Genomic DNA, 20,360 nt, shown 5'->3' with positions numbered 1-20,360 from the left:
TTCACTGCTCCTGGTGGGAGAGGGCGCGGACGGTGCGGGACGGGCTGGGTCGGCCCAGGTGGGCGGCCATCCAGACGCTCGTGGCGACGAGACGGCCGAGGTCGACCCCGGTGTCGATGCCGAGTCCGCGCAGCATCCACACGAGGTCTTCGGTGGCGAGGTTGCCGGTGGCGGACTTCGCGTACGGGCAGCCGCCCAGCCCGCCGGCGGAGGCGTCGATCGTGGTGACGCCCCGCTGGAGCGCGGCCAGCGTGTTGGACAGGGCCTGGCCGTAGGTGTCGTGGAAGTGCACGCCCAGCGCGCTCACGGGCACGCCCGCGTCGGCGAGCGCGGTGAGCAGGGCGGTCACATGGCCCGGGGTCGCCACCCCGATGGTGTCGCCCAGGCTGAGTTCGTCGCAGCCCATGTCCAGCAGGGCCCGGCACACCTCCACCACCCGGGGGACCGGGACCGCTCCCTCCCACGGGTCGCCGAAGCACATCGACAGGTAGCCGCGGACGTGGACGTCCTCGCGCTTGGCCCGGGCCACCACCGGCTCGAACATCGCCAGCGCCTCGTCCACCGTGCGGTTGAGGTTGGCCCTGGCGAAGGACTCCGTGGCGCTGGCGAACACCGCCACCCGCCGGGCGCCGAGCGCCAGCGCGCGCTCCAGGCCCCGTTCGTTGGGGACCAGGACCGGAAGCGCCACCGGCAGGCCGGCCACCGCCGGGTACAGGTCCTCCGCGTCCGCCAGCTGGGGCACCCACCCGGGGTGGACGAAGCTCGTCGCCTCGATCGTGGTCAGGCCCGTGCCGGCCAGACGGCGGACGAACTCCGCCTTGACGGCCGTCGGGACGGTCGCCTTCTCGTTCTGCAGACCGTCGCGCGCGCCGACCTCGTGGATCCGCACCCGCGCCGGCAGGCCCTTCGCCGGTACGGTCATGGGCAGGCCCGGTTCCACGGGGTTCACGGCGCCTCCTCCTCCGCGGCCGCGGGGGCGACGACCGCCAGCACCTGGTCCATGGCGACCGTCGTACCCGGGGCCACGTCCAGTTCGGTGACCGTGCCGGCGTGCGGGGCGGAGACGACGTGCTCCATCTTCATCGCCTCCACCACCAGCAGGCTCTGGCCCGCGCCCACCTCGTCGCCGACGGCGACCTTCACCACCGTCACCGTGCCGGGCATCGGCGCGGTCAGCGAGTCGGCGCCCGCCCGGCCCGCGCCGGTCAGGGAGGCGGCGACCGGGTCGTGGTCGCGCACCTGCCAGGCGTCGCCGTCCCGGCCCAGCCAGTCGGCGGCGCGGTGGAAGGTGTGGCGGACGCCGTCCACCGTCACCGACACCCGGTCGTCGGTGACGGTGTGGGTGCCGCGGGCGCTGTGCGTCACGGGTTCGCCTCCCGGCACGCGCAGGTGGAACGCGACCGGCTTCGGCGTACCCCCCAGACGCCAGCCGTCCGGCACCGAGAACGGGTCCGTCCAGCCCCCGGTACGCGGCCGCAGCGCGTCCAGGCGTACGGCCGCCGCGGCCTCGTACACCTCCTCCGGTACGCCGGCGGGGACCAGGCCCTGTGCCTCCCGCTCCACCAGCCCCGTGTCCAGGTCGCCGCTCACCACCGCCGGGTGCGCGAGCAGCCGCCGCAGGAACCCGACGTTGGTCTGCACGCCCAGCGTCACCGTCTCTGCGAGTGCCGCCCGGAGTCTGCGCAGCGCACTCGCGCGGTCGGGACCGTACGCGACCACCTTGGACAGCATCGGGTCGTACAGGCTGCCGACCTCCGTGCCCTCGCTCAGCCCGGAGTCGGTGCGGACGCCTCCCCCAGGCCCTTCGCGCAGGGGGGACCCCCCGCCCTGCGGCTCGCGCAGCCTGAGCACCGTGCCGCCCGAGGGGAGGAAACCGCGCGCCGGGTCCTCGGCGCAGATCCGGGCCTCGACGGCGTGGCCGGTGAGCCGGACGCCGTCCTGCGTGAAGCCGAGCCGCTCGCCCGCCGCCACCCGCAGCTGCCACTCCACCAGGTCGAGTCCCGTGATCAGCTCGGTGACCGGGTGCTCCACCTGGAGACGGGTGTTCATCTCCATGAAGCAGTACGAGGCGGGGTCGTCGCCCGGCACGATGAACTCCACCGTGCCCGCGCCCCGGTAGCCGCAGGAGCGGGCCGCCCGGACCGCCGCCTCGCCCATCGCGGCCCGGGTCTCCTCGTCGAGCAGGACGCTGGGTGCCTCCTCGATGATCTTCTGGTGCCGGCGCTGCAGGGAGCACTCGCGCTCGCCCAGGTGCACCACGTTCCCGTGGCCGTCGGCCAGCACCTGGATCTCGATGTGCCGGGGGCGGTCGATCCACCGCTCGACCAGGAGCGTGTCGTCGCCGAAGGAGGCGCGGGCCTCGCGCCGCGCGGCGGCGATCTCGTCGGGCAGCGCCGCCGCGTCCCGCACCAGGCGCATGCCCTTGCCGCCGCCGCCCGCCGACGGCTTCAGCAGCACCGGCACGCCGATCGCGCGTGCGGCGTCGGCGAGCTGCCGGTCCGTCAGGCCGCTGCCGCTGGAGCCGGGGACGACCGGGACCCCGGCCGCCTCCACCGTCTCCTTCGCGCGGATCTTGTCACCCATCAGCGCGATCGCGTCGGCCGGCGGACCGACGAACACCAGCCCCGCCTCCTCGCACGCCCGCGCGAACCCCGCGTTCTCGGCGAGGAAGCCGTACCCGGGGTGCACCGCCCGGGCGCCGGTACGGGCGGCGGCCTCCAGCAGCCGCTCCACCGACAGGTAGCTCTCCGCGGCCGGCGCGGGCCCGATCCGTACCGCCGTGTCCGCCTCGCGGACGTGCCGGGCGTCGGCGTCCGCATCGGAGAAGACGGCCACCGGGCGCACGCCCATCGACCGCAGGGTGCGGATGACCCGGACGGCGATCTCGCCCCGGTTGGCCACCAGAACCGTCTCGAACATCGCTCGATCTGTCACAGCCGTCCGTCCCTCACATCCGGAAGACGCCGAACTGGGGTTCGCCCAGTGGCGCGTTGGCGCACGCGGTCAGGGCCAGGCCCAGGACCTGCCGGGTCTCCAGCGGGTCGATCACCCCGTCGTCCCACAGGCGGGCCGTCGCGTAGTAGGCGTTCCCCTGCCGCTCGTACTGGGCGCGGACCGGCGCCTTGAACGCGTCCTCGTCCTCGGCCGGCCACTCCTCGCCGCGCGCCCGGAGCTGGTCCCGCTTGACCGTCGCCAGCACCGAGGCGGCCTGCTCGCCGCCCATGACCGAGATCTTGGCGCCCGGCCACATCCACAGGAAGCGGGGCGAGTACGCCCTGCCGCACATCGAGTAGTTGCCCGCGCCGTAGGAACCGCCGACCACCACCGTCAGCTTCGGCACCCGCGTGCACGCCACCGCCGTCACCATCTTGGCGCCGTGCTTGGCGATGCCGTCGGCCTCGTAGTCCTTGCCGACCATGAAGCCGGAGATGTTCTGCAGGAACACCAGCGGAATGCCGCGCTGGTCGCACAGCTCGACGAAGTGGGCGCCCTTCTGGGCCGACTCGGAGAACAGGATGCCGTTGTTGGCGACGATCCCCACCGGATGGCCGTGGATCCGGGCGAAGCCGGTCACCAGGGTCTGTCCGAACTCCGCCTTGAACTCGGCGAACCGCGAACCGTCGACCACGCGCGCGACGACCTCCCGCACGTCGTACGGCGTACGGGAGCCGACCGGGACCGCGCCGTACAGCGACCCGGGGTCGACCTTGGGCTCGACGGACTGCTCGACCCGCCAGGGCAGCGGACCGCGCGCGGGCAGCGTCGCGACGATGTTCCGCACGATCCTGAGCGCGTGCGCGTCGTCCTGGGCGAGATGGTCGGTGACGCCCGACACCCGCGCGTGGACCTCGCCGCCGCCCAGCTCCTCCGCCGTGACCACCTCGCCGGTGGCCGCCTTCACCAGGGGCGGGCCGCCGAGGAAGATCGTGCCCTGGCCGCGGACGATCACCGCCTCGTCGCTCATCGCCGGGACGTACGCCCCGCCCGCCGTGCACGAGCCCAGCACCGCCGCGATCTGCGGGATGCCGGCACCGGACATCCGGGCCTGGTTGTAGAAGATCCGCCCGAAGTGGTCCCGGTCCGGGAAGACCTCGTCCTGCATCGGCAGGAAGGCGCCGCCGGAGTCCACCAGGTAGACGCAGGGCAGCCGGTTGTCCAGGGCCACCTCCTGCGCGCGCAGGTGCTTCTTCACCGTCATCGGGTAGTACGTGCCGCCCTTGACGGTCGCGTCGTTGGCGACGACCACGCACGCGCGCCCCGCCACCCGCCCGATCCCGGCGATCACCCCGGCCGCCGGGGCCTGGCCCTCGTACATCCCGTCGGCCGCCAGCGGGGCCAGTTCCAGGAACGGCGAACCGGGGTCGAGGAGGGTGTCCACCCGCTCGCGCGGCAGCAGCTTCCCCCGCGCGGTGTGCCGGGCCCGCGCCCGCTCACCGCCGCCGAGCGCGGCCGACGCCAGCTTGGCGCGCAGCTCCTCGACGAGCGCGCGGTGCGCCTCCTCGTTGGCCCGAAAGGACTCCGACGCGGGATCGGCCGCGCTGTGAAGCTCCGGTGCCTCGTCCATCTGCCGGTCCCCTCACTGGTTAATGAGCGTTAACGGTCCCGCTCAGGTTAACGACCGCTAACCCTGCTGTCTAGAATCGTTCCCATGGCCACCAGAACCGATGCCCCGACCCGCCGCGAGCAGATCCTCAGGGAGGCCGCGCGGCTGTTCGCCGAGCGCGGCTTCCACGGAGTCGGGGTCGACGAGATAGGCGCCGCGGTCGGCATCAGCGGGCCCGGCCTGTACCGGCACTTCGCGGGCAAGGACGCGATGCTCTCGGAGCTGCTCGTGGGCATCAGCGGGCAGCTGCTCAGCGGTGCGAAACGGCGGCTGAAGGAGGTCGACGGGGCGGCTCCCGAGGGGGTCCTGGACTCGTTGATCGAGGGCCACATCGACTTCGCGCTCGACGACCGGCCCCTCATCACCCTGCACGACCGTGAGCTGGACCGCCTCCGGGACACCGACCGCAAGCTGGTGCGGCAGCTGCAGCGGCAGTACGTCGAGCTGTGGGTCGAGGTGGTGCGCGCGCTCTACCCGGAGCTGGCCGAAGCCGCCGCGCGCTCGGCCGTGCACTCCGTGTTCGGGCTGCTCAACTCCACCCCGCACTTCGCCCGGCCCGGTTCCCTGCCCGGCCGCGCCACGACGGCGGCCCTCCTGCACCGGATGGCCCGCGGCGCCTTCGCCGCGGCGGGCACGGCCTGACGCCGGCGCACGTGACGAGCGTTACGCGGCCGGCGGTCTGGACGGCTTTGGCTACCCACCGGTACGGTTGAGACCCTGAGCAAGCGCTTAGCCGCATGGGGCCGCAACCATCCGTTGAGGAGCCCCCACGGCGGGCAACCACGTACGCGAGAGCGGCGCCGGTTCAGGCGCAAGGAAAGGTGGAGGCGTGCGCCGTACGGTTTTCAACGAGGACCACGAGGCTTTCCGGGAGACCATCCGCGACTTCATCGAGGCCGAGGTCGTCCCGGTCTACGACGAGTGGTTCGCGGCGGGCCAGGCGCCCCGTGACTTCTACCACAAGCTCGGCGAGCTGGGCATCTTCGGGATCAACGTGCCCGAGGAGTTCGGCGGCGCGGGCCTGGACAGCCACAAGTTCGAGGCGGTCCTCTACGAGGAGACCGCCCGCGCGGGCGTGCAGTTCGGCGGCTCCGGCGTGCACGTGCTGCTCGCCCTGCCCTACATCAAGATGCTCGCCACCGACGAGCAGAAGAAGCGCTACCTGCCAAAGTTCGCCACCGGCGAGGAGATGTGGGCCATCGCGATGACCGAGCCGGGCACCGGCTCCGACCTCGCGGGCATGAAGACCACCGCCAAGCCGAGCGCGGACGGCACGCACTACGTCCTCAACGGGGCCAAGACCTTCATCACCGGCGGCGTCCACGCCGACAAGGTGATCGTCTGCGCCCGCACCGCCGCGCCGACCGCGGAGGACCGCCGCCACGGCATCTCCCTGTTCGCCGTCGACACCAGGTCCGAGGGCTACTCCGTCGGCCGCAAGCTCGACAAGCTCGGCCTGAGGACCTCCGACACCGCCGAGCTGGCGTTCGTCGACGTCAAGGTCCCCGTCGAGGACCTCCTCGGCGAGGAGAACAAGGGCTTCTCCTACCTCGGCCACAATCTGGCCTCCGAGCGCTGGGGCATCGCCTTCGGCGCCTACGCGCAGGCCAAGGCCGCCGTCCGGTTCGCCCAGCAGTACGTGCAGGAGCGCACCGTCTTCGGCAAGCCGGTCGCCCACTTCCAGAACACCAAGTTCGAGCTGGCCGCCTGCCAGGCCGAGGTGGACGCCGCCGAGGCCGTCGCCGACCGCGCCACCGAGGCCCTCGACGCGGGCGAGCTCACCCCCGCCGAGGCCGCCTCCGCCAAGCTGTTCTGCACCGAGGTCGCGCACCGCGTCATCGACCGCTGCCTCCAGCTGCACGGCGGTTACGGCTACATGAACGAGTACCCGATAGCCCGCCTGTACGCGGACAACCGCGTCAACCGCATCTACGGCGGCACCAGCGAGATCATGAAGACGATCATCGCCAAGGACATGGGCCTGTAAGGCCACCGACATCCCTGGCCTCTACACGTACCGGTACAACTGACCCCATGAGCCAGGCACTACGGGAACTCCTCGATCTGCTCGACCTCGAGCAGATCGAGGAGAACATCTTCCGCGGCCAGTCCCGCTTCGCCGTCGTCCCCCGCGTCTTCGGCGGGCAGGTCGCCGCGCAGGCGCTGGTCGCCGCCGGGCGGACCGTCCCCGCGGACCGGCCCGCCCACTCCCTGCACGCGTACTTCCTGCGCCCCGGCGACGCCGGCGCGCCGATCGTCTACACCGTCGACCGGATCCGCGACGGCCGCTCCTTCACCACCCGCCGCGTCGTCGCGGTCCAGCACGGCAAGCCGGTCTTCCACCTCTCGGCGTCCTTCCAGACGCACGAGGAAGGCCTGGAACACCAGGAGCCGATGCCGTCCGCGCCCGACCCGGCCACCCTCCCCACCTCCGAGGCACGGCTGCGCGACTACGGGCATCTCGCCCCCGACGTCGTCGAGCGCTTCCTGGAGGCCCGCGGGGCCGTGGACCTGCGCTACGTCGACGAGCCGCCCTACGGCCGCTTCGGCGAGCCCCGCGCCCCCCACTCCCAGGTGTGGTTCCGCACCAACGGCAAGCTGGGCGGTGAGGTCGACGAACCCCTGCTGCACGTCGTCCTCGCCACCTACGTCTCCGACATGACGCTGCTGGACTCGGTCCTGCTCGCCCACGGCCGCGGCGGCTGGGCGGTGGGGGACGTGGTCGGGGCCTCCCTCGACCACGCGATGTGGTTCCACCGCCCGTTCCGCGCGGACGAATGGCTGCTGTACGACCAGCAGTCCCCGTCCGCGCACGGCGGCCGGGGCCTCGGCCAGGCCCGCATCTACACCCAGGACGGACGCCTCGCGGTCTCGGTCATCCAGGAGGGCCTGGTCCGCGTCCCCCGCGAGGAGCCTGCACCGGCGCCCTAGCGGGCGCCCTGCTCCAGCCCCGCCTCCGCCAGCAGGTACGCCGTCATCGGGTCGTAGTGGCGGGGGCTGACCACGTGGTCGTCGAGGGGCACCGTCACCTGGACGGTGCCCTCCGCCTCGGCCAGGAACAGCGCCGGGTCGTTGCAGTCCGCGTAGCCGACGGAGTCGACTCCGTGCTGCCCCGCGCAGCCCGCCCAGCCGTGGTCGGCGACCACCAGGTCCGGCAGCGGGCGGCCCTCGCGCTCCAGGGCGGTGAGAATGGCCTTCATCGGCTCGCCGGAGTGCGTGTGCCACAGCGTGGCACCGTGCTCCAGCACCGCCACGTCCGCGAACTGCATCACATAGCCCTCGTCCGTGGCCAGCCCGTCCGGGATCACCACGATCTCGCAGCCGGCGGCGCGCAGCGCGGCGGCCGTGGCCCGGTGCACGTCGAGCAGCCCGCCGGGGTGACCGGTGGCCAGCAGCACCCGCTGCCGCCCGTCCGCCGCCTTGCGCAGCCGCCCCGCCATCCGCTCCAGGCCGGCCACGGTCAGCTCGGGATCGATGGTGTCCTGGCCGTACCGGTGCTCGGCGTCGTCGCTGACGCCGACCCGCTCCGCCATCACCGCGAGCACGTCCTGCTCGTCGCTCCAGCGGTCGCCGAGCTCCAGGCCGAGCCAGTAGTGGCGGTCGCCGTTCGCCAGCTTGCGGTAGTGGGAGAGGTTGTTCTCGCGCGGGGTGGCGACGTCGCCCGCGATACGGGTGGCAGCGAGGTGGACGAGGAGTTCGGCGCGGCTGGGCGTCCCGGATATCGGCATGCCTCCCATTGTGGAGCAGCCGGGGCCGGGCGTACCCGGCGTACTACCCCCTGGGACGTGCGTCACGTACTCGGACGGCCTCCGTACGCGTACTCACCGTGGCCGTGTTCCCGCAGGGACGGCCCCGGGGGCCGGCGGGGTGGACGTTTCCTCCATGTCCGCCGTCCGAAGTGGATGAAACGTATACTTTGCAGCCCGCTTTCCGGCCGCCTAACGTCGCTGACAGTGACGCCGGGCCAGGGCCCCGGCGTCAGTGGAGTCATGCGAGCAGGCAGTGTCCACGCGACGAAGCGCAGGAAAGAAGGCCGTACCCATGAGCAGCAACGAGACGCCCCGCGGGCCCGTCGACTCGTCCCGCGTCCCCCGGTACGCGGGCCCCGCGACCTTCGCCCGGCTGCCCCGGCTCGACGAGGTCGGCCGCACCGACATCGCCGTGGTGGGCGTGCCGTTCGACTCGGGCGTCTCCTACCGGCCGGGCGCCCGGTTCGGCGGCAACGCCATCCGGGAGGCGTCCCGGCTGCTGCGCCCCTACAACCCCGCGCAGGACGCCTCCCCCTTCGCCCTCGCCCAGGTCGCGGACGGCGGCGACATCGCCGTCAACCCGTTCGACATCAACGAGGCCGTCGAGACCGTCGAGGCCGCCGCCGACGACCTGCTCGGCACCGGAGCCCGCCTGATGACCCTCGGCGGCGACCACACCATCGCGCTGCCGCTGCTGCGCTCGGTCGCGAAGAGGCACGGCCCGGTCGCCCTGCTCCACTTCGACGCCCACCTGGACACCTGGGACACCTACTTCGGCGCCGAGTACACGCACGGCACCCCGTTCCGCCGGGCCGTGGAGGAGGGCGTCCTCGACACCGAGGCCCTCTCCCACGTCGGCATCCGCGGCCCGCTCTACGGCCGGCAGGACCTCACCGACGACGAGAAGATGGGCTTCGGCATCGTCACCTCGGCGGACGTCTACCGCCGGGGCGCCGACGAGGTCGCCGACCAGCTGCGGCAGCGCATCGGCGACCGCCCGCTGTACATCTCCATCGACATCGACTGCCTGGACCCGGCGCACGCCCCCGGCACCGGAACCCCCGAGGCCGGCGGCCTGACCTCCCGCGAGCTGCTCGAGATCCTGCGCGGGCTGTCCTCCTGCCGCCTGGTCTCGGCCGACCTCGTCGAGGTGGCCCCCGCGTACGATCACGCGGAGATCACCTCGGTCGCCGCCTCCCACACGGCGTACGAGCTGACCACGATCATGGCCCGCCAGATCGCCGGGGCCCGCGAGGAGAACGAGAGCAAGTGACCCACGACCACGACCTGGTGCTCCGCCCGACCGCCGCACAGACGGAGGCCGCGCTGAACCCTCCCGGCGGCCGCACCGGCGGCGACCTGGTCGTGGAGACCCTGGCCGGCCTCGGCGCGACGACCGTCTTCGGCCTGCCCGGCCGGCACGCGCTCGGCGTCTTCGACGCCCTGCGCCGCTCGGACCTCCGGTACGTCGGCCTGCGGGTGGAGAACAACGCCGCCTTCGCGGCGGACGCGTACGGCCGCCTCACCGGCGAGGCGGCCCCGCTGCTGCTGTCGACCGGACCGGGCGCGCTGACCGCGCTGCCCGCGCTCCAGGAGGCCGCCGCCGCCTCCGCCCCCGTACTGGCGATCGGCAGCCAGGTGCCGACCGCCGGACTGGGCGGCGGCCGCCACGGCTACCTGCACGAACTGCCCGACCAGGCCGCCTCGTTCCGGGGCGTGGTCAAGTCCGTCCACACCGCGCGCACCGCGTCCCAGATCCCGTCGGCGGTCACCGGGGCCTGGAAGTCGGCGCTGACGGTGCCGCACGGCCCCGTGTGGGTGGAGATCCCGCAGGACGTGCTGGCGGCCCCGACGTCCCTCCCGGTCGTGACGGCCATGGACGCCACCCCCGACGAACTGCCCCCGCGCCCCGAGCTGACGGCGGTGGCCGCCCACTGGCTGACGCACGCGGAACGCCCCGCGATCATCGCGGGCGGGGGAGTGATCCGCTCCGACGCCTCGGGCAAGCTCCGCAAGCTCGCCGAACGCCTCCGGGCGCCGGTCGTCACCACCCCCGGCGGCAAGGGCGCCTTCCCCTGGACGCACCCTCTGTCGTTGCAGTCCTGGCTGGAGGACCGCCACACGACGGACTTCCTCCAGGACGCCGACGTGCTCCTGGTCGTGGGCTCGGGACTGGGCGAACTCTCCTCGAACCACCACACGTTCACGCCGCGCGGCCGGATCGTCCAGATCGAGGCCGACCTCGGCAAGCTGGAGTCCAACCACCCCGCGCTCGGTATCCACGCGGACGCCCGCCTCGCCCTCCAGGCCCTGCTGGAGACGGTGGAGCCGCGCGAGGACGAGGCGGCGCCGGAGCGCGTGCGCACACTGGTGTCGAAGGTCGCCGAACGCATCGCCTCCCAGGGACTGACCCTGGAACAGGAGGTGCTGGCGTCGGTCCGCCGCGCCCTGCCCGCAGACTCGCCCTCCTTCTGGGACATGACGATCCTGGCCTACTGGGCCTGGTCCGCCTTCGACGCCAAGGGACCCAACCACCTGCACTCCGCCCAGGGCGCCGGCGGCCTCGGCTACGGCCTCCCGGCCGCCCTCGGCGCGGCGGTCGCCGACCCCACCCGCCCGGTCCTCGCGGTCTCCGGGGACGGCGGCGCCCTGTACTCCGTCGCCGAACTGGCCACCGCCCGCCAGTACGACCTCGACGTCACCTGGCTGATCGTCGACGACGGCGGCTACGGCATCCTGCGCGCGTACATGACCGACGCCTACGGCGAGGCCACGGCGACCGACCTGACCCGCCCGGACTTCGTGGCCCTGGCACAGTCCTTCGGCGTCCCGGGCGTGCAGACCACCCCCGGCACCCTGGAGCACGACCTGTCCCGGGCCCTGAACACGCCGGGCCCGTCGGTGGTCGTCCTCCCCACGGTCCTGCGGATGTTCGCACCCACCCACCTGGACCGGGCGCCTGCCGGCCGAACTCCCTGCTAGACTGTGCGAGTTGGCCTCCGGCGCCCAGCGGGCGCATACGGAGGCTTTTTTCATGCCCTCCGACGACGCCTCCGCGCCCCCTTCCGCACGCGCTCCCGCCCCCACCGGGGCTCCTCCCGCCGGCTACCGCGCCCTGCTCCGCAACCGTGAGTTCGCCGGCCTGCACGTCAGTTTCACGCTGACGGTCGCCGCGAGCACCCTGTCGGGCTTCGCGCTCGGCACGCTGGTCGACGACAGGACCGGGTCCCCGTTCCTGACCGCCGTGAGCATGTACGGCGCCACGTTCGCCACGGTGCTCGGCGCGCTGACCCTGATGTCGGTCGCGGACGGGCACCGCCCGCGCCGGACCCTCGTCACGCTCCAGTGCCTCTCCCTGGCGGGCGTCGCCGCGCAGGCGGTCCCGGGGCTGCCCCTGGCCGCCCGGTTCGGCCTGCTCCTGGTGCTGGGGTTCTTCCAGTCCCTCGGCACCGGAACGCGGTTGGGGCTGCTCGCCGAAGTCGTCCCCGCCTCCACGTACGCGGTGGCGCGGTCGCTGATGAACATCACCTCGGGCGGCACGGCCGTCCTCGGCTTCGCCGCCGGCGCGGTCCTGCTCCGCCACCTGAGCCCGCACGAGGTCTTCGCCGTCGCCGCCGCCCTGACCGCACTCGGGCTCGTCACCGTGGCGACCACCGTCCGGGAGCACTCGGCCCGCACGGCCCGTACGGCCGATCCGGCCCGTCGTCCCGGACTGCGCCGGACCTGGGCGGCCGACGTCGAACTCCTCTCCCACCCCGGCAGGCGCGCGCTGCTGCTGAACCTGTGGGTCCCCAACGGTCTGATCGTCGGCTGCGAGGCCCTGTTCATCTCCTACGACCCCGAGCACGCCGGCGTCCTCCTGGCCGCCGGCTCGGCCGGCATGCTGCTCGGGGACCTGGCGGTCGGGCGACTGCTCACCGCCGGCCGGCGACGCCGCTGCGCCTTCGCCCTGCGGCTGCTGCTCGCCGTGCCCTACCTGCTGTTCGCCGCCGGCCCGCCCCCGTGGGCGGCGGCGGTCGCGGCGTTCGTGGCCGGCGCCGGGTTCGCCGCCACCCTGCCGCTCCAGGAGCAGCTGCTCGCGCTGACCCCGGACCCGGTCCGCGGCCAGGTCCAGGGCGTCGAGTCCGCCGGCCGGATGACCTGGCAGGGCATCGGAGCCGCACTCGCCGGCGCCGTCGCCCTGTACCTCACCCCCGGCACCACGATCACCGCCCTGGCCGCCCTCTCCGTCGCCGTCACCGTCCTCTCCCGGCCCTTCGTGGCCCGCGCCCGGCCGCCCCGGGGCGAGAAGCCGATCGAGTAGAGCCGGTCCGCGCGTGGTGGGCGGCGGGTGGACCGTGATGGGATGGCAGCGTGAGCCGCGCCGCCGAAGAGACCAACCGCCGCATGCTCCGTGCGCGGGACGCGATGGACCGTGACTACGCGCAGCCGATGGACGTCCCCGCCCTGGCGCGCATCGCGCACGTGTCACCGGCGCACTTCACGCGGACCTTCCGGGCCACGTTCGGTGAGACACCGCACCGCTACCTCCAGCGCCGCCGGGTGGAACGGGCGATGTTCCTGCTGCGGGAGACCGGCCGCAGCGTGACGGACATCGGCTTCGAGGTCGGCTTCGGCAGCCCGGGAACCTTCAGCCGTACGTTCCGCGACATCGTCGGCCGGTCACCACGCACGTACCGCAAGGAGGCGAGGGCCGTGGGCGTGCCGACGTGCTTCACGATGGCGTGGACCCGACCGAGTACCTGACCTTCCGGCAGGTGTCCGGCGGCCGGCAACCGAGCAGTTCCGGATAAGTTTCCGTCCGGCCGACTCGATAGCGTGAGCGTCATGTTCAACGCCATCACGCAGTCACAGATATACGTCCTCGACCAGGACCAGGCCCTCGACTTCTACGCCGGCACGCTCGGTCTGGAGGTCGCCGCGGACATCGACATGGGCTTCATGCGCTGGCTGACCGTCAGCGTCCCCGGCCACCCCGAGCGGCAGATCCTCCTGGAGAAGCCGGGCGCTCCGGCGATGTCGGAGGAGACGGCGGAGCAGGTACGCGAGCTGGTGACCAAGGGCGCCATGGGCGGTTGGCTCGTCCTCACCACGGACGACTGCCGCAAGACCTACGAGAGGCTGCTGGAGAAGGGCGTGGAGTTCACCGAGGAACCCACCGAGCGCCCGTACGGAATCGACTGCGGCCTGCGCGACCCCTTCGGCAACCGCATCCGCTTCACCCAGCCGAAGGCCTGAGACGTTCCGGGCGGATGCCGGGCGGGCCGGGACGGGCTCACCCGCTCCGCGACGCACCTGCGCGGAGCGGACGGCCGGTGCCCGTCGCCGTCCGTATCGGGGGACCGTCCGCCACCGGATCGCCTCGAGCGGCTCCTCGCCCCGGCGCAGGTGTGGCTGACGGAGAAAGACAAGGACGGGGCGACCGGGCTGTACCCGCTCACCGATGCGGAGCCGGGCGAGGACGAGGACCTCACGCAGTCCTATCTCGCCGGGGTCTTCGGCGGGGTTCCGGCTCTCCTGGAGGGGCAGATCGCGCGGAGGCTGCTGGTGGCGCGTGAGGCCGGCGCGTACGACGGGACGGGCGAGCGAGCGGACAGGGCGGGGCGCGACTGATGGGGCGGGCGCAGAAGGGCAGGGACTCGTGGGAGCGTCCGGCTCGACGGGGCGGGCAGCGCAGGCGTCAGGTCTTCGTTTTCACCGAGGGCAAGGTGACCGAGCCCTCGTATCTCGACATCCTCAAGGACCAGGGCGTCCCACTCGCCGACGAGGTGCCGGTGGAGATACACATCGCCAACCGCAGGGCGGACAGCGGGCGCAAGCCGCTCGACCTCGTCGAGCAGGCGATCAGGCTGAAGCGCGAAGAGGACCGCAAGGCGAAGCGGGCCAAGCTGGAGGCTGAGTACCTGCCTCAGGTCTGGTGCCTCTTCGACCACGACAACTACAAGTACGTCCGCGACGCGCTGGATCAGAAGGCGCTGCACATCGACACGTACTGACCCCTCTCGGCCTCGCCGAGCTTGCGAAGCTGCGTCAACTCAAGCAAGGGCTTGTGGACGACTTGCTGTCTGGGCAGGTTGCGGTACCTGTCGCGGCGGCCTGAGTGGGGGACGTCCGGCCCGCGCCACAAGGCGGGCCGGACGAATCGGCGCGGTGAGTAGTCAGATGAAAAGGTGTCCGTTCTTGACCCCTGCAACGAACGACGCCCACCCGGCCGAGGGGAAGACCAGTGCGGGCCCCTCGGGGGCCTTGGAGTCGCGGACGGGGACGCCCGTGGGGCAGTTGTCCAGGACCTCCAGGCAGCTGCCGTCCTGGTAGTTGCTGCGAGAGGACTTCCGCCGGCCCTTCAGCGCCCCTGCGTTCGGTATCGCTCGGTCAGCCATGATGTTCGTAGTCCCTTGCTGTTGCCCTGAGCAGAGCCACTGCGCGCAGCGGCGGAAGCGGCTCCGGACGAACGCACCCCGGACGCCCTGCGGTACTTCCTCGAGGTCGGACGGTGCGAGGCCGACGGGTAGGGCTTCGTCCGGGCGGGCGGGGCTGCCGGGGTGGTGCCGTGGTGCTCGGGGACCGTCGCCGGGCACCACGGGCGTCGCGGGGCCCTACCAGATCGCCTCGACCCACTCCGGGTGGTCGATGAACGGGTTGCGGTTGTGCTGGTAGGAGTCGTAGATGACCTGGTTGCGGCGCTCCTCGAAGGCGTCCGGCGGGTCCTGCTCGTTCCAGGCCTTCAGTACGGAGAGCCTGCCCATGTAGGGGGCGCTGCCGTTGTTGACGTTGCCGTTGACCTCCAGGTCGGCCCAGCCGTCGCCGCCCTCGTAGCGGACCGCCATGTAGAAGATCATGCGGGCCACGTCGCCCTTGACGGCGTCGCGGGGCTCGAAGGAGTCGGAGTCGGTGAGGCTGCCGCCGCCGCCCGAGACGGCGCTGCCGCCGTTGTCGAAGTCCTTGTTGCCGCGGATGCTGTTGACCCGGACGTCCGTCGGGCGCAGGTGGTGGATGTCGGTGCCGGGGCCGGTGGAGGTGCCGAAGCCGCCGTGGGACTGGGCCCACACGTGCTCGCGGTTCCAGTCGCCGGTGTCGCCGCCGTTGAGGGACTTGCTGCGGGAGAGGCCCGAGTACAGCAGGACCACGTTGTTGCTGTTGCGGGGGTCCTGGTCGGTGGCCTTCAGCGCGTTCCAGACGCCCGAGTAGGACAGCTTCGTCTGGTTGCTGATGATCGTGTGCAGCGAGGACTTCAGAGCGGTCCCCGTCTTGCCGACCGCGTTCTTGTAGTACGTCGAATCGTAGGTCGTGGCGGTGGCGGTGGCGGGGGCCGTGGGCGTGGCCGTGGCGGGGGTCGCGGTGAGGGCGGGGACGGCCAGGGCGGTGAGCGCGGCGGCCGTGGCGAACGCCGGCGCCTTGTGGCGCCGGGTGCGCATGCGTATCGCGAGCATGTGGGGGCGTCCGATCTACGCGGGTTGAGTCAGGGTGCTCGCATCGTGACATGGACATGAGGTCATGGGAATGTACATGACGTGTCGATTGCGTGACGTCCTTCTGGAGGAGCGCCCCGCTCCGTGGCCACGGGCCCGGGACGCCCGGGTGCGCCGGGGCCGGCGGTCCGCCCCGCCCGTCACCCCGCCGGGGGCGGCCGTCCCGAAGGGGGCGGAGGGATGAAATCCGGCTCGGTGGGCGTTGGTGTCTTCCGGCAGATCAGGACGGTCCGATCAGGACGACCGGAGGGCACCCGCGTGGCACCGCAGCAGGGATGGGCACGACGACTGGGCACGTACGCGTGGCGTCATCCGGGGGACGTCGTGCTGGCCCTGGGCTCGTCCCTCGGCGGCATGGCCGTGATGGCGCTGGTCCCGCTGTTCACCAAGGTGATCATCGACGACGTGATCGGCGACCACACCCGCGCCATGGCCCCCTGGGCGGGCGCGCTGATCGGTGCCGCGGTCGTCGTCTACGTCCTCACGTACGTCCGCCGCTACTACGGCGGGCGGCTCGCCCTGCACGTCCAGCACGACCTGCGGACCGACATGTACGGGACGATCACCCGACTCGACGGCCGCCGTCAGGACGAGTTGTCCACCGGGCAGGTCGTCGGGCGGGCCACCAGCGACCTCCAGCTGATCCAGGGCCTGCTCTTCATGCTGCCGATGACCATCGGCAACATCCTGCTGTTCCTGATCTCGCTCGGGATCATGGCGTCGCTGTCGCTGCCGCTCACGGCCGTCGCCGTCGCCGTCGCCCCCGCCCTGTGGTGGATCGCCAGGCGCAGCCGCACCCGGCTGCACCCGTCCACCTGGTACGCGCAGGCCCAGGCGGCCGCCGTCGCCGGCGTGGTCGACGGCGCGGTCAGCGGCGTCCGCGTGGTGAAGGGCTTCGGGCAGGAGGAGCAGGAGACGGGCAAGCTCCGCGAGGTCGGTCGCCGGCTGTTCGCGGGCCGACTGCGCACCGTCAAGCTGAACTCCCGGTACACCCCGGCCCTCCAGGCCGTCCCCGCCCTCGGCCAGGTGGCGATGCTCGCGCTCGGCGGCTGGCTCGCCGTGCGCGGCCACATCACACTGGGCACGTTCGTCGCCTTCTCCACCTACCTCGCCCAGCTGGTCGGCCCGGTCAGGATGCTCGCCGTCGTGCTGACCGTCGGGCAGCAGGCGCGGGCCGCCACCGAGCGCGTCCTGGAACTGATCGACACCGAGCCGGCCCTCGCCGACGGCACCAAGGAGCTCCCCGCCGACGCCCCCGCGACCGTCGAGTTCGACGACGTCTCCTTCGGCTACGACCCCGCCCGCCCCGTCCTGAACGGTCTGTCCTTCGAGATCCGGCCCGGCGAGACCCTCGCCGTCGTCGGCGCCTCCGGCTCCGGGAAGTCCACCGTCTCCCTGCTCCTGCCGCGCTTCTACGACGTCACCGGCGGCGCCGTCCTCGTCGGCGGGCACGACGTGCGCGAACTGACCGCCGAGTCGCTGCGGGCCGCGATCGGGCTGGTCCCGGAGGACTCCTTCCTCTTCTCCGACACCGTGCGGGCCAACATCGCGTACGGCCGCCCGGACGCGACCGGGGAACAGATCGTGGCCGCCGCCCGCGCCGCCCAGGCCGACCGGTTCATCACGGAGCTGCCCGACGGCTACGACACCACCGTCGGCGAGCACGGACTGACCCTCTCCGGCGGCCAGCGCCAGCGCGTCGCGCTCGCCCGCGCCCTCCTCACCGACCCGCGCCTGCTGGTGCTCGACGACGCCACCTCCGCCGTGGACGCCCGCGTCGAGCACGAGATCCACGAGGCGCTGGCCGAGGTCATGCGCGGCCGCACCACCCTGCTGATCGCGCACCGCCGCTCCACCCTGAACCTCGCCGACCGCATCGCCGTCCTCGACGGCGGCCGGCTCGCCGACATAGGCACCCACGACGAGCTGCAGCGGCGCTCCGCCCTCTACCGCCGGCTGCTCACCGACCCCGACGAGCTGGGCGGCGTCTCCCCGGGCCACCACCCGGCCGTCGTCCTCCGCGAGGACGACACCGCCGGCACCACGGTCCGCGCGGAGCTGGACGCCGAGTTCGACGCCGAACGCGGGGTCACCCCCCACCTGTGGACCGGCGACCGCGAGCCCAAGGACACCGCCCTGGCCGGCAGCCCGGCCACCCCGGAACTGCTCGCCCAGGTCGCGGCGCTGCCCCCGGCCGACGACCTCCCCGACGTCGACGAGCGCCGGGCCGTGCAGCCGGAGGAGTCCTACGGCCTGCGCCGCCTCCTGCGCGGCTTCCGCACGCCCCTGCTCGTCAGCCTCGGCCTCGTCGCGGTGGACGCCGGCGCGGGCCTGCTGCTGCCGGTGCTGATCCGGAACGGCATCGACGACGGCGTCACCCGGGCCGCCCTCGGCGCGGTCTGGGCGGCGGCCCTGCTCGGCCTGCTCGCGGTGGTCGTCCAGTGGGCGGCGCAGACCGGCGAGATCCGGATGACCGGACGCACCGGCGAACGCGTGCTGTACTCACTGCGGCTGAAGATCTTCGCCCAGCTCCAGCGGCTCGGCCTCGACTACTACGAGCGCGAGCTGACCGGCCGGATCATGACCCGGATGACCACCGACGTCGACGCGCTGTCGACGTTCCTGCAGACGGGCCTGGTCACCGCCTTCGTCTCGGTGGTCACCTTCTTCGGCATCATGGCCGCCCTGCTCGTGATCGACGTCCAGCTCGCCCTGGTCGTCTTCGCCACGCTGCCCCCGCTGGTCATCGCCACGTACTTCTTCCGCCGGGCCAGCGTGAAGGCGTACGAGCTGGCCCGGGAGCGGGTGTCGGTGGTCAACGCCGACCTCCAGGAGTCGGTGTCCGGGCTGCGGATCGTGCAGGCCTTCGGGCGCGAGCGGGAGGGCAACCGTCGCTTCGCCGAGCGCAGCGACGGCTACCGGGCCGCCCGTATCCGGGGCCAGTGGCTGATCTCGGTGTACTTCCCGTTCGTGCAGTTCCTGGCGTCGTCGGCAGCGGTGGCGGTCCTCGTCGTGGGCGGGATCAGGGTCGACGACGGGACGCTGACGACGGGCGCGCTGGTCGCGTACCTGCTCTACATCGACCTGTTCTTCGCCCCGGTGCAGCAGCTCTCCCAGGTCTTCGACGGCTACCAGCAGGCGTCCGTCTCCCTGGGCCGCATCCAGGAACTGCTGCGGGAGCCGACGTCCACCCGGGACGCCGCGAAGCCCCTCGGCGTGCCCTCGCTGCGCGGCCGGGTCGTCTTCGAGGACGTGCGCTTCGCCTACGGGGACGAGGAGGAGGCGCTCGGCGGCATCGACCTGGACATCCCCGCCGGGCAGACCGTGGCGTTCGTCGGCGAGACCGGGGCGGGGAAGTCCACCCTGGTCAAGCTGGTGGCCCGGTTCTACGACCCGACCGGGGGCAGGGTCACCGTCGACGGCACCGACCTCAGGGACCTCGACATCACCGCGTACCGGCACCGGCTCGGCGTGGTCCCGCAGGAGGCCTACCTCTTCCCGGGCACGATCCGCGACGCCATCGCCTACGGCCGCCCCGACGCCACCGACGCCGAGGTCGAGGCGGCGGCCCGCGCGGTCGGGGCGCACGAGATGATCGCCACGCTGGAGGACGGCTACCTGCACGAGGTCGCCGAGCGCGGCCGCAACCTCTCCGCCGGCCAGCGCCAGCTGATCGCGCTGGCCCGCGCCGAACTCGTCGACCCGGACGTCCTGCTGCTCGACGAGGCCACGGCCGCGCTCGACCTGGCCACCGAGGCCCAGGTGAACCGGGCGACGGACCGGCTGGCGGGACGGCGCACCACGCTGGTGGTCGCGCACCGGCTGACCACCGCGGCCCGCGCCGACCGGGTCGTCGTCATGGACCACGGCCGGGTCGCCGAGGACGGCACGCACGACGAGCTGCTGGCCCGCGACGGGAAGTACGCCGCGCTGTGGCGGACCTTCGTCGGGCAGGCCGAACCGGAGGAGCCGGTCGGCGCGGGACGGTGAGCCCGCGGGGGGCGGGCGCGGGGCAGGGGAGGCGGGCGGGCAACCATCCGTGGTACGCCGTGCGTCCGTACACCCGTACGTCGTCGGTCGCGGCACATGCGGTGCGGTACGGGGAGGAACGACAGTGGGAAGTGGAGCGATACACCGGCGGCTCGCGCTCTGCCTGGCGGTGCTGACCGCGGCGGGGCTGCTGGTGGTCGCCGCGCCGGCCGACGCACAGGCCGCGGCGCACTGCCCCGGACGCAAGATGCGCACCCTGCCGTTCTCCACCGGCTCGGTCGTCGTCCACAAGCGCGGCGGCTACCTCTGCGCCGTGACCCTCGCCCGGAAGCCCGGCACCAAGCGGAAGATGTCGGTGAGCATCCGGGCGCGCGGCGGCCGTCCGGTGGTCGACGAGGGCCGCTACAAGCGGCACGCCGGCCCGGTCACCGTGCACGCCGGACGCCGCTGCATCTGGGTGGAAGGCAGGGTGGCCGGCGGATCGGTCAGCTCCGGCTGGATCCTGTGCTGAGCGCGCGCCCGGACCCGAGCCGCGATTTCTGTCCGGCG

18 protein-coding genes are annotated in these 20,360 nt (G+C 72.9%); 12 read left to right on the top strand and 6 right to left on the bottom strand.

Translation table 11 applies throughout. The annotated features are described in order from the left end of the window. Position 1: 1 nt before the first annotated feature. The 3 genes from TU30_RS17450 to TU30_RS17440 are packed head-to-tail and all read right to left on the bottom strand — an operon-like array spanning position 2 to position 4,564. Entirely contained in the window at positions 2–949 is a 948-nt protein-coding gene (locus tag TU30_RS17450) for a hydroxymethylglutaryl-CoA lyase (RefSeq protein WP_042170985.1), read from the bottom strand. Next, complete coding sequence (locus TU30_RS17445) at positions 946–2,919, bottom strand: biotin carboxylase N-terminal domain-containing protein (RefSeq protein ID WP_042170983.1); 1,974 nt, start codon at positions 2,917–2,919, stop codon at positions 946–948. The genes TU30_RS17450 and TU30_RS17445 overlap by 4 nt, the downstream gene beginning before the upstream one ends. Before the next feature lie 28 nt (positions 2,920–2,947). After that, positions 2,948–4,564 (bottom strand): carboxyl transferase domain-containing protein, encoded by a 1,617-nt coding sequence (locus TU30_RS17440; protein ID WP_042170981.1) that lies wholly within the window; start codon positions 4,562–4,564, stop codon positions 2,948–2,950. A gap of 84 nt (positions 4,565–4,648) precedes the next feature. On the opposite strand from TU30_RS17440, the gene TU30_RS17435 reads away from it, so the two are divergent. The 3 genes from TU30_RS17435 (at position 4,649) to TU30_RS17425 (ending at position 7,534) form a co-directional block, all read left to right on the top strand. After that, positions 4,649–5,245: a TetR/AcrR family transcriptional regulator gene (locus TU30_RS17435; RefSeq protein ID WP_042170979.1), complete on the top strand. Its 597-nt coding sequence runs from the start codon at positions 4,649–4,651 to the stop codon at positions 5,243–5,245. Positions 5,246–5,432: 187 nt separating this feature from the next. After that, complete coding sequence (locus tag TU30_RS17430) at positions 5,433–6,590, top strand: acyl-CoA dehydrogenase family protein (RefSeq protein WP_042170976.1); 1,158 nt, start codon at positions 5,433–5,435, stop codon at positions 6,588–6,590. Between the two features lie 47 nt (positions 6,591–6,637). Further along, entirely contained in the window at positions 6,638–7,534 is an 897-nt protein-coding gene (locus TU30_RS17425; RefSeq protein WP_042170973.1) for an acyl-CoA thioesterase II, read from the top strand. On the opposite strand, the gene TU30_RS17420 is transcribed toward TU30_RS17425, so the two are convergent. Continuing rightward, positions 7,531–8,331 (bottom strand): phosphatase, encoded by an 801-nt coding sequence (locus TU30_RS17420; protein ID WP_042170970.1) that lies wholly within the window; start codon positions 8,329–8,331, stop codon positions 7,531–7,533. The genes TU30_RS17425 and TU30_RS17420 overlap by 4 nt on opposite strands. Positions 8,332–8,644: 313 nt before the next feature. Here TU30_RS17420 and speB point away from each other — a divergent pair, with 313 nt between their 5' ends. The 7 genes from speB (at position 8,645) to TU30_RS17385 (ending at position 14,348) form a co-directional block, all read left to right on the top strand. After that, the gene (speB, locus tag TU30_RS17415) at positions 8,645–9,625 is read left to right on the top strand and encodes an agmatinase (protein ID WP_042170967.1); all 981 of its coding nucleotides are present in this window, start codon (positions 8,645–8,647) and stop codon (positions 9,623–9,625) included. Beyond that, positions 9,622–11,334 carry a thiamine pyrophosphate-binding protein gene (locus TU30_RS17410; RefSeq protein ID WP_042170964.1) on the top strand — a complete coding sequence of 571 codons (1,713 nt, stop codon included), beginning with the start codon at positions 9,622–9,624 and terminating at the stop codon, positions 11,332–11,334. Before speB ends, TU30_RS17410 begins: the two co-directional genes overlap by 4 nt. Positions 11,335–11,386: 52 nt before the next feature. After that, positions 11,387–12,655 (top strand): MFS transporter, encoded by a 1,269-nt coding sequence (locus TU30_RS17405; protein WP_042170962.1) that lies wholly within the window; start codon positions 11,387–11,389, stop codon positions 12,653–12,655. Positions 12,656–12,705: 50 nt separating this feature from the next. After that, positions 12,706–13,098 (top strand): helix-turn-helix domain-containing protein, encoded by a 393-nt coding sequence (locus TU30_RS17400; RefSeq protein WP_176726134.1) that lies wholly within the window; start codon positions 12,706–12,708, stop codon positions 13,096–13,098. An 81-nt stretch (positions 13,099–13,179) separates the two neighbouring features. Then, on the top strand, positions 13,180–13,590 hold the full coding sequence (locus TU30_RS17395; protein WP_042170961.1) for a VOC family protein: 411 nt from the start codon (positions 13,180–13,182) through the stop codon (positions 13,588–13,590). Between the two features lie 150 nt (positions 13,591–13,740). Further along, positions 13,741–13,965, top strand: a complete 225-nt coding sequence (locus TU30_RS17390) for a hypothetical protein (protein WP_042170959.1) — start codon at positions 13,741–13,743, stop codon at positions 13,963–13,965. Continuing rightward, the gene (locus tag TU30_RS17385; RefSeq protein ID WP_234307891.1) at positions 13,965–14,348 is read left to right on the top strand and encodes an RloB family protein; all 384 of its coding nucleotides are present in this window, start codon (positions 13,965–13,967) and stop codon (positions 14,346–14,348) included. Before TU30_RS17390 ends, TU30_RS17385 begins: the two co-directional genes overlap by 1 nt. Before the next feature lie 162 nt (positions 14,349–14,510). Here the strand turns inward: TU30_RS17385 and TU30_RS17380 are convergent, their stop codons facing one another. Next, positions 14,511–14,732: a DUF397 domain-containing protein gene (locus TU30_RS17380; protein WP_042170956.1), complete on the bottom strand. Its 222-nt coding sequence runs from the start codon at positions 14,730–14,732 to the stop codon at positions 14,511–14,513. 216 nt (positions 14,733–14,948) lie between these two features. After that, complete coding sequence (locus TU30_RS17375) at positions 14,949–15,782, bottom strand: endonuclease I family protein (RefSeq protein ID WP_042170953.1); 834 nt, start codon at positions 15,780–15,782, stop codon at positions 14,949–14,951. Between the two features lie 297 nt (positions 15,783–16,079). Here TU30_RS17375 and TU30_RS17370 point away from each other — a divergent pair, with 297 nt between their 5' ends. Both TU30_RS17370 and TU30_RS17365 read left to right on the top strand, forming a co-directional pair. Beyond that, positions 16,080–19,811: an ABC transporter ATP-binding protein gene (locus TU30_RS17370; RefSeq protein WP_042170950.1), complete on the top strand. Its 3,732-nt coding sequence runs from the start codon at positions 16,080–16,082 to the stop codon at positions 19,809–19,811. Between the two features lie 124 nt (positions 19,812–19,935). Beyond that, positions 19,936–20,322 (top strand): hypothetical protein, encoded by a 387-nt coding sequence (locus TU30_RS17365; RefSeq protein WP_042170946.1) that lies wholly within the window; start codon positions 19,936–19,938, stop codon positions 20,320–20,322. The last annotated feature ends 38 nt before the right edge of the window (positions 20,323–20,360 follow it).

This window comes from Streptomyces sp. NBRC 110035, assembly GCF_000829695.1.
Lineage (GTDB): Bacteria > Actinomycetota > Actinomycetes > Streptomycetales > Streptomycetaceae > Streptomyces.
This window is presented reverse-complemented; position numbering and strand designations above follow the sequence as displayed.

Bases quoted from the DNA above. Each gene is read 5' to 3' on its own strand.
- TU30_RS17445 (WP_042170983.1), bottom strand. From the start codon at position 2,919: ATGTTCGAGACGGTTCTGGTGGCCAACCGGGGCGAGATCGCCGTCCGG.
- TU30_RS17440 (WP_042170981.1), bottom strand. From the start codon at position 4,564: ATGGACGAGGCACCGGAGCTTCACAGCGCGGCCGATCCCGCGTCGGAG.
- TU30_RS17435 (WP_042170979.1), top strand. From the start codon at position 4,649: ATGGCCACCAGAACCGATGCCCCGACCCGCCGCGAGCAGATCCTCAGG.
- TU30_RS17425 (WP_042170973.1), top strand. From the start codon at position 6,638: ATGAGCCAGGCACTACGGGAACTCCTCGATCTGCTCGACCTCGAGCAG.
- TU30_RS17420 (WP_042170970.1), bottom strand. From the start codon at position 8,331: ATGCCGATATCCGGGACGCCCAGCCGCGCCGAACTCCTCGTCCACCTC.
- speB (WP_042170967.1), top strand. From the start codon at position 8,645: ATGAGCAGCAACGAGACGCCCCGCGGGCCCGTCGACTCGTCCCGCGTC.
- TU30_RS17405 (WP_042170962.1), top strand. From the start codon at position 11,387: ATGCCCTCCGACGACGCCTCCGCGCCCCCTTCCGCACGCGCTCCCGCC.
- TU30_RS17395 (WP_042170961.1), top strand. From the start codon at position 13,180: ATGTTCAACGCCATCACGCAGTCACAGATATACGTCCTCGACCAGGAC.
- TU30_RS17385 (WP_234307891.1), top strand. From the start codon at position 13,965: ATGGGGCGGGCGCAGAAGGGCAGGGACTCGTGGGAGCGTCCGGCTCGA.
- TU30_RS17380 (WP_042170956.1), bottom strand. From the start codon at position 14,732: ATGGCTGACCGAGCGATACCGAACGCAGGGGCGCTGAAGGGCCGGCGG.
- TU30_RS17375 (WP_042170953.1), bottom strand. From the start codon at position 15,782: ATGCTCGCGATACGCATGCGCACCCGGCGCCACAAGGCGCCGGCGTTC.